This window comes from Kineococcus glutinatus (assembly GCF_039542765.1).
Taxonomy (GTDB): domain Bacteria; phylum Actinomycetota; class Actinomycetes; order Actinomycetales; family Kineococcaceae; genus Kineococcus_A; species Kineococcus_A glutinatus.
The window spans coordinates 1-7,487 of the sequence record NZ_BAABIL010000106.1 but is presented as its reverse complement, the minus strand read 5'-3'; the positions used below and the strand labels follow the sequence as shown (position 1 = coordinate 7,487).

General features: G+C 75.3%; 6 protein-coding genes. All 6 read left to right on the top strand.

What is annotated here, in order from left to right:
* Nucleotides 1-89: 89 nt before the first annotated feature.
* Nucleotides 90-1,280 (top strand): aminotransferase class I/II-fold pyridoxal phosphate-dependent enzyme, encoded by a 1,191-nt coding sequence (locus tag ABEB16_RS04745; RefSeq protein WP_345711117.1) that lies wholly within the window; start codon nucleotides 90-92, stop codon nucleotides 1,278-1,280.
* Between the two features lie 160 nt (nucleotides 1,281-1,440).
* Nucleotides 1,441-2,649, top strand: coding sequence for an acyltransferase family protein (locus ABEB16_RS04740; RefSeq protein ID WP_345711116.1), 1,209 nt, complete (start codon nucleotides 1,441-1,443; stop codon nucleotides 2,647-2,649).
* A 9-nt stretch (nucleotides 2,650-2,658) separates the two neighbouring features.
* A complete protein-coding gene (gene metG / locus ABEB16_RS04735) occupies nucleotides 2,659-4,482 on the top strand; it encodes a methionine--tRNA ligase (RefSeq protein WP_345711115.1) in 1,824 nt (607 codons plus the stop codon).
* On the top strand, nucleotides 4,479-5,360 hold the full coding sequence (locus tag ABEB16_RS04730) for a TatD family hydrolase (RefSeq protein ID WP_345711114.1): 882 nt from the start codon (nucleotides 4,479-4,481) through the stop codon (nucleotides 5,358-5,360). The genes metG and ABEB16_RS04730 overlap by 4 nt, the downstream gene beginning before the upstream one ends.
* Before the next feature lie 196 nt (nucleotides 5,361-5,556).
* Nucleotides 5,557-6,711 carry a resuscitation-promoting factor gene (locus ABEB16_RS04725; protein ID WP_345711113.1) on the top strand — a complete coding sequence of 385 codons (1,155 nt, stop codon included), beginning with the start codon at nucleotides 5,557-5,559 and terminating at the stop codon, nucleotides 6,709-6,711.
* The coding region (gene rsmA / locus ABEB16_RS04720) for a 16S rRNA (adenine(1518)-N(6)/adenine(1519)-N(6))-dimethyltransferase RsmA (protein ID WP_345711112.1) at nucleotides 6,684-7,487 on the top strand (804 nt) is incomplete at its 3' end. The genes ABEB16_RS04725 and rsmA, both read left to right, overlap by 28 nt.

Here is a 7,487-nt window from a genome sequence, read left to right as displayed (position 1 = left end):
CACCGCCGCCGGCGGCTGGCGCGCCCACCTGGCGGCGGCCGGCGGCTGAGGTCCCGGCCGACCGCCGGGGCCCTCGATAGGCTCGGGCGATGGAGTTCCGCCGCATCCCCGGTCTGCCGCCCTACGTCTTCACCATCATCGACGGCCTCAAGCGCGAGGCCCGCCGAGCCGGCCGGGACGTGGTGGACCTGGGGTTCGGCAACCCCGACATCCCCTCCCCGGACATCGCGGTGGAGAAGCTGGCCGAGGCGGCGCACAACGCGCGCAACCACCGCTACTCCGCCTCCCGCGGCATCCCGAAGCTGCGGGAGGCGGCCGCGGCCCTCTACCGCCGCCAGTGGGGGGTGGAGCTGGACCCCGAGACGGAGGTCATCTCCACCATCGGCGCCAAGGAGGGCTTCAGCCACCTCATGTGGGTGCTGCTGCAGCCCGGTGACGCCGCGCTGGTGCCCTCCCCGTCGTACCCGATCCACATCTGGGGCCCGTACTTCGCCGGTGCCGACGCCCGGCAGGTGCCCATCGGCCCCGGTCCGGACGGCGGCGCCGCCTACGTCGACGGGGTGATCGAGACGTGGGAGCGCGGCTGGCCCCGCCCCCGCGTCGTGGTGTGCTCCTTCCCGCACAACCCCACGACGGCCACCGTGGAGCTGGCCGACCTGCAGCGGCTGGTGGACTGGGCGCGCGAGCGCGACGTCGTCGTCGTCCACGACTTCGCCTACGCCGACGTGGCCTTCGACGGCTGGCGCCCGCCGTCGATCCTGCAGTGCGCCGGCGCCAAGGACTGCGCCGTCGAGCTGTACTCGATGACGAAGTCCTTCTCCATGGCCGGCTGGCGGGTGGCGTTCCTGGCCGGCAACCGCGAGGTCGTCGCGGCGCTGGCCAAGCTGAAGAGCTACCTGGACTACGGCACCTTCCAGCCGGTGCAGATCGCCGCCACGGTCACCCTCAACGAGGCCGCCGACTACCCGGCCGAGGTCAACGCGATCTACGAGTCGCGGCGCAACACGCTCATCGACGGCCTGGCCCGCATCGGCTGGGAGGTGCCCCGCCCGCGGGGGACGATGTTCGCGTGGGCGCCGATCCCGGAGCCCTACCGGCACCTGGGCTCCATCGACTTCGCGACGCTGCTGGTCACCGACGCCGACGTGGCGCTCTCGCCGGGGGTGGGCTTCGGCCCCGAGGGCGACGCCTTCGTCCGCTTCGCGCTCATCGAGAACGAGCAGCGCATCGCCCAGGGCGTCCGCCAGATCCGCGCCGGGCTGCCCGCGCTGCGCGGCTGACCCGCGGCGCCCGGTCCCGCCGCGTCAAGGGGTCCGGGCGCCGTTCACCCGGACGGCCCGGCGATCTCACTGGTCCGGGCTCACCCGGACTGGCTAACCTCCTGCCCGCGACGAGCCGCGGCGGGGGGACCGCGCGCCGTCCGCGTGCTCGGGGGGAGCCATGACCACACCCGTCCAGACGTCCACGACCACGACCCGCCTGCAGTGGGCCGACGCCGCCAAGGGGCTGTGCGTCGCGCTCGTGGTCCTCGGCCACGTCACCTTCTTCGACTACCTCGACGTCGTGCAGCGCGCCTGGCCGCAGGCCGATCGCGCCCAGCTGCTGTGGTCGCTGTCCAACCAGGTGCTGCGGCCGCTGCGGATGCCGCTGTTCTTCGCCGTCGCCGGCTTCTTCGCGGTCCGCGCCCTGCAGCGGCCCTGGCCGGTGGTGCGCCGGCCCCGGGTGGCCACGTACGCGTACCTGCACGTGGTGTGGTTCGCCGTCTGGGCGCTGGCGGCCCTGGCGGCGGGGGCGCTCGTGGGGGCCGGCGTCCTGCGCGGCGGGCTCGGGCTGGTCGTGCCGCCGGAGGTGCCGCAGCTGCTGCTGGCCGCGGCGGTCGGCGGGGTGGGCCCCTGGTTCCTGTACGCCCTCGCGCTGTACTTCGTCGTGGGCCGCCTCACCCGCCGGCTGCCGGCCCCGCTCGTCGTGGGGGTCGCCGCGCTGGTGGCGGTGGCGGCCTTCGCCCGCTGGCTGCCCGCCCCGCTGGGCGTGGAGCCGGTGCTGGAGAACGGCGTCTGGTACCTGGCCGCCGCCCGCTACCCCGACGTGCTGCGCCGCTGGATCGCCCGGCCGCGCCCGGCGCGCACGGCGCTGGTGTGGGCGGCGTACGTCGCGGTCAACCTCGCGGTGTGGCGGCTGGCCCCGCCGGCGGCGGTGGCGGCCGTGCTGGAGATGCCCGTGCGGTTGCTGGCCGTCGCCGCCAGCGTGCACCTGGCCGTGCTGGCCGCCGCCGCCCTGCCCCGGCTGGCGGCCCCGTGGGTGCGGCTGGGCCGGCGGACCCTGCCCGTGTACGTGCTGCACCCGCCGCTGCTCTTCCTGCTCCACGTGCCGCTGCTGGCCCTCGCCGAGCACGTGCTGCGCCCGCTGCCCGGGCCGCTGGCCACCGCGGCCGCGCTGCTGTACCCGGCGGTCGTCACCGCCGGGCTCGTGCTGCTGGCCGTCGCGGTGCACGACCTGCTGCAGCGGGCCGGTGCCGGCTGGCTGTTCGCGCTGCCCGGCGGGTCCGCCCCGCGCGGCGTGCAGCTGCCCCCGGACCCCGCGCGGGGGGTGGTGCCCGCCGCCCGCCCGGCGCAGCAGCAGCCGGGCGGCGCCCGGGAGCCACGCCCCTAGGATCGGGGCATGACCTCCGTCCTGTCCGCGGTGGCCTGGCCCTACGCCAACGGCCCCCGCCACATCGGCCACGTCGCCGGCTTCGGCGTCCCCTCCGACGTGTTCAGCCGGTACATGCGGATGGCGGGTCACGACGTCCTCATGGTCTCCGGCACCGACGAGCACGGCACCCCGATCCTCGTGCAGGCCGAGCAGGAGGGCCTGACGCCGCAGGCCCTGGCCGACCGCTACAACCGGGTGATCGTGGAGGACCTGCGCGCCCTGGGGCTGTCCTACGACCTGTTCACCCGCACGACCACGCGCAACCACTACTCGGTGGTGCAGGAGATGTTCCGCACCGTCCACCGCAACGGGTACATGATCGCGCAGAAGGGCATGGGGGCGATCTCCCCGTCGACGGGCCGCACCCTGCCGGACCGCTACGTCGAGGGCACCTGCCCCATCTGCGGCTTCGACGGCGCCCGCGGCGACCAGTGCGACAACTGCGGCAACCAGCTCGACGCCATCGAGCTGAAGAACCCGCGCAGCCGCATCAACGGCGAGGTCCCCGCCTTCGTCGAGACCGAGCACTTCTACCTCGACCTGCCCGCCCTCGCCGACGCCCTGGGCTCCTGGCTGCAGGGGCGCGCGGAGTCCGGCACGTGGCGGCCCAACGTGCTGAAGTTCTCGATGAACCTGCTCGACGACCTCAAGCCGCGCGCGATGACCCGCGACATCGACTGGGGCATCCCGGTGCCGCTGCCCGGCTGGGAGGACAACCCCGCCAAGCGGCTCTACGTGTGGTTCGACGCCGTCATCGGCTACCTGTCGGCGTCGGTGGAGTGGGCGCGGCGCTCCGGCGACGACGACGCCTGGAAGAAGTGGTGGACCGACCCGGCCGCGGAGTCGTACTACTTCATGGGCAAGGACAACATCACCTTCCACTCCCAGATCTGGCCGGCGGAGCTGCTGGCGTACGACGGCCGGGGCGCGAAGGGCGGCGAGCCCGGCCCGTACGGGTCGCTCAACCTGCCCACCGAGGTCGTCTCCAGCGAGTTCCTCACCATGGAGGGCAAGCAGTTCTCCTCCAGCCGCGGCGTCGTCATCTACGTGCGCGACGTGCTGGCGCGCTACCAGCCGGACGCGTTGCGGTACTTCATCTCCGCGGCCGGGCCGGAGAACAACGACGCGGACTTCACGTGGCAGGACTTCGCCACCCGCACCAACTCCGAGCTCGTCGCCGGCTGGGGCAACCTCGTCAACCGCACCGCCAGCCTCATCGCCAAGAACGTGGGCGCGATCCCGCCCGCCGGGGAGGCCACCGACGCCGACCGGCGGGTGCTGGCGACCACCTCCGGCGCCTTCGCCACCGTCGGCGGGCTCATCGAGGGGCACCGCCAGCGCGCGGCGATCACCGAGGCGATGCGCGTGGTGGGCGAGGTGAACAAGTACCTCACCGAGCAGGAGCCCTGGAAGATCAAGAACTCCGACCCCGAGCGGATGCGGGCGGTGCTGCACGTGAGCGCGCAGGCCGTCTCGGACTGCCGCACCCTGCTGTCGCCGTTCCTGCCGCACTCCGCGCAGGCCGTCCACGAGGTGCTCGGCGGCGCGGGCACGGTCTCGCCGATGCCCGAGGTCCGCGAGGTCACCGACCTCGACGACGCCTCCCGCGGCTACCCCGTCCTCACCGGCGACTACCGCCGCGGCTCCGGCCCGGACGCGACGCTGCCCGCGTGGGGATCGGTGCCGGTGGTACCGGGCACGCCCGTGGCCGCCCCCGCGCCGGTGTTCACCAAGCTCGACGTCGAGGCCGTCGTCGCCGAGGAGCTGGCGCGGCTGCGGGGCGAGGGGTGAGCGAGGCCACCCGCGCGCGCTCGGGCGAGGGGGCCGACGGGCGCCGGCGGGAGCTGGCCCGCCCGCCGGCCCCCGAGCCGCTGCCGCTGCCGGTGGTGGACAACCACACCCACCTCGACATCGAGGACGGCGACGACCTCGCCGACGTCGAGGAGCTGCTGGCCCGGGCGGCGGCCGCCGGGGTGCCGCGGGCGGTGCAGATCGGCTGCGACCTGCCCGCGGCGCGCTGGACCGTGCAGGCCGTCGACGAGCACCCGCAGCTGCTCGGCGGGGTGGCGCTGCACCCCAACGAGGTGCCCGCGCTGGCGGAGGCGGGGGAGCTGGACGCCGCCGTCGCGGAGATCGCCGAGCTGGCCCGCCACCCGCGCGTCCGGGTGGTGGGGGAGACGGGGCTGGACCACTTCCGCACCCCGCCGGAGCAGTGGCACCTGCAGGAGGACAGCTTCCGCCGGCACATCCGCCTCGCCAAGGAGCTGGGCCTGGCGCTGCAGATCCACGACCGCGACGCCCACGACGACGTCCTGCGGGTGCTGGCCGAGGAGGGCGCGCCGGAGCGGACGGTGTTCCACTGCTTCTCCGGGGACGCGGCGATGGCCCGGGTGTGCGGCGATGCCGGCTACTACCTGTCCTTCGCGGGGAACATCACCTTCAAGAACGCCGGCGAGCTGCGCGAGGCCCTGCGCGCGGCCCCCCGCGACCGGCTCCTGGTGGAGACGGACGCGCCCTACCTGACCCCCGCCCCGCACCGGGGCCGGCCCAACGCCAGCTACCTCGTGCCCGTGACGGTGCGGGCGATGGCGGAGGTGACGGGCACGGACCTGGAGCGGATGTGCCACCTGCTCCAGTGCGCGACCGAGGAGGTCTACGGCACCTGGTGAGGCCCGCCCGCCCGGGCCGCGGTGATCACCAGCGGTGGTCAAGCGATCACGAGAACTTGTCGATGGGGTCTCGAGCGGGTTACGGTCCCGCACTGTCAGCCGGGGTCGGAGAAGCCTCCGGGCGATGCGCCGCCCCTCGCGGCGCCGGAGGCCGGCCCACCGCCGGGCCGGCGCGGGCGCCCGTGCGCCCGGACCCGTGCCCGGACGGATCGACGTCTGGAACCCCGTGCGCCTGCCCTCGCCCCGCCGTCGTCTCACCGCCGCCCTCACCGGCGGCTCGGCCCTCGTCCTCGTCCTGGGCGGCACCACCGCCTTCACGACCCTGCACAAGGACGTCCGCGTCGACGTCGACGGCAGCAGCCGCGAGGTCGGCACCTTCTCCCGCACCGTCGCCGACGTGCTGCGCGACGAGGGCATCACCGTGGGCGCGCACGACGTCGTCGCCCCCGCCCCGGACACCGAGCTGCGCGAGGGCCAGGACGTCGTCGTCCGCTACGGCCGCCGCCTCGACCTCACCGTCGACGGGGAGCAGCGCACCTACTGGACCACCGCCACCACCGTGCAGGCCGCCCTCGACGACCTCGGCGTGCGCGCCGACGGCGCCCGGCTGTCGGCCTCGCGCTCGCAGCCGCTGGGCCGCCAGGGCCTGCAGCTGCGGGTGGACACCCCCAAGGACGTCGTGGTGGCCGCCGACGGCGCCGAGACCCCCCGCACCACCACCGCCGCGGACGTCGCCGGGCTGCTCGCCGAGGCGGGCGTCGTGCTGCGCCCCCTCGACACCGTCTCCGCGCCCACCACCGCGCCCGTCACCGCGGGGCTGCGCGTGCAGGTGGTGCGCGTCGACGTCACCACGAGCACCGAGGTGCAGGCCATCGGCCACGGCAGCCGCACCGAGGAGACCGCCGACCTCTACGTCGGCGAGCGCCGCGTCAGCGTCGAGGGCCGCGACGGGTCCAAGACGCTGACCTTCGAGGACGAGACCCACGACGGCGTCCGGGTGCGCCACGACCTGGTGGGCGAGCACGTGGACGCCGAGCCCGTCGAGGAGGTCGTGCAGGTCGGGACGAAGCCGAAGCCGGCCCCGGCTCCGACCGGCGGTGGCTCGGTGGCCGGGGCCGACGGGCTGAACTGGGCGGCGCTGGCCGCCTGCGAGTCCGGCGGGAACCCGGGCATCGTCAGCAGCAGCGGCAGGTACCACGGCCTGTACCAGTTCAGCGTCAGCACCTGGCGCGCCGTCGGCGGCAGCGGGCTGCCCAGCCAGGCCTCCGCCGCGGAGCAGACCTACCGCGCCAAGCTGCTCTACGCCCGCGCCGGTGCCGGACAATGGCCCGTGTGCGGGAAGAGGCTCTGAGCAGCGGCGCGACCACCCAGACGACCACCCAGCCGACCACCCGGCCGACGCCGGCGGGCGGTGCGCTGCTCGGCCCGGGCGACGTGCGGGCGCTGGCGGCCCGCCTCGGCGTGCGGCCCACGAAGACCCTCGGGCAGAACTTCGTCGTCGACGCCAACACCGTGCGCCGCATCGTGCGGGCCGCGGACCTGGCCCCCGGGGACGTGGTCGTCGAGGTCGGCCCCGGCCTGGGGTCGCTGACGCTGGCGCTGCTGGACGCCGTGGACCGGGTCGTCGCCGTGGAGGTGGACCCGGTGCTGGCCGCCGAGCTGCCCGCCACCGTCGCCGCCCGCGCCCGGGCCGGCGCCTCCTTCGACGTCGTGCTCGCCGACGCGCTCCAGGTGCGCGAGCTGCCCGGCCCGGCGCCCACCGCCCTCGTGGCGAACCTGCCCTACAACGTCGCGGTGCCGGTGCTGCTGACCATGCTCGAGCGGTTCGACACGTTGCGCAGCGCCCTGGTCATGGTGCAGTCCGAGGTCGCCGACCGCCTCGTGGCCCCACCGGGCAGCCGCACCTACGGGGTGCCCTCGGTGAAGGCGGCCTGGTACGGCCGGGCGCGGCGGGCCGGGGCGGTGCCCCCGGCGGTGTTCTGGCCGGTGCCGCGGGTGGACTCCGGGCTGGTGGCGCTGGTCCGCGGCGAGCCGCCGGCGACGAGCGCCACCCGCGAGGAGGTCTTCGCGGTCGGCGTGTCGTGCCCGACGACCTCGGGGTGGTGCAGGTCGAAGGCGGGCCGCTCG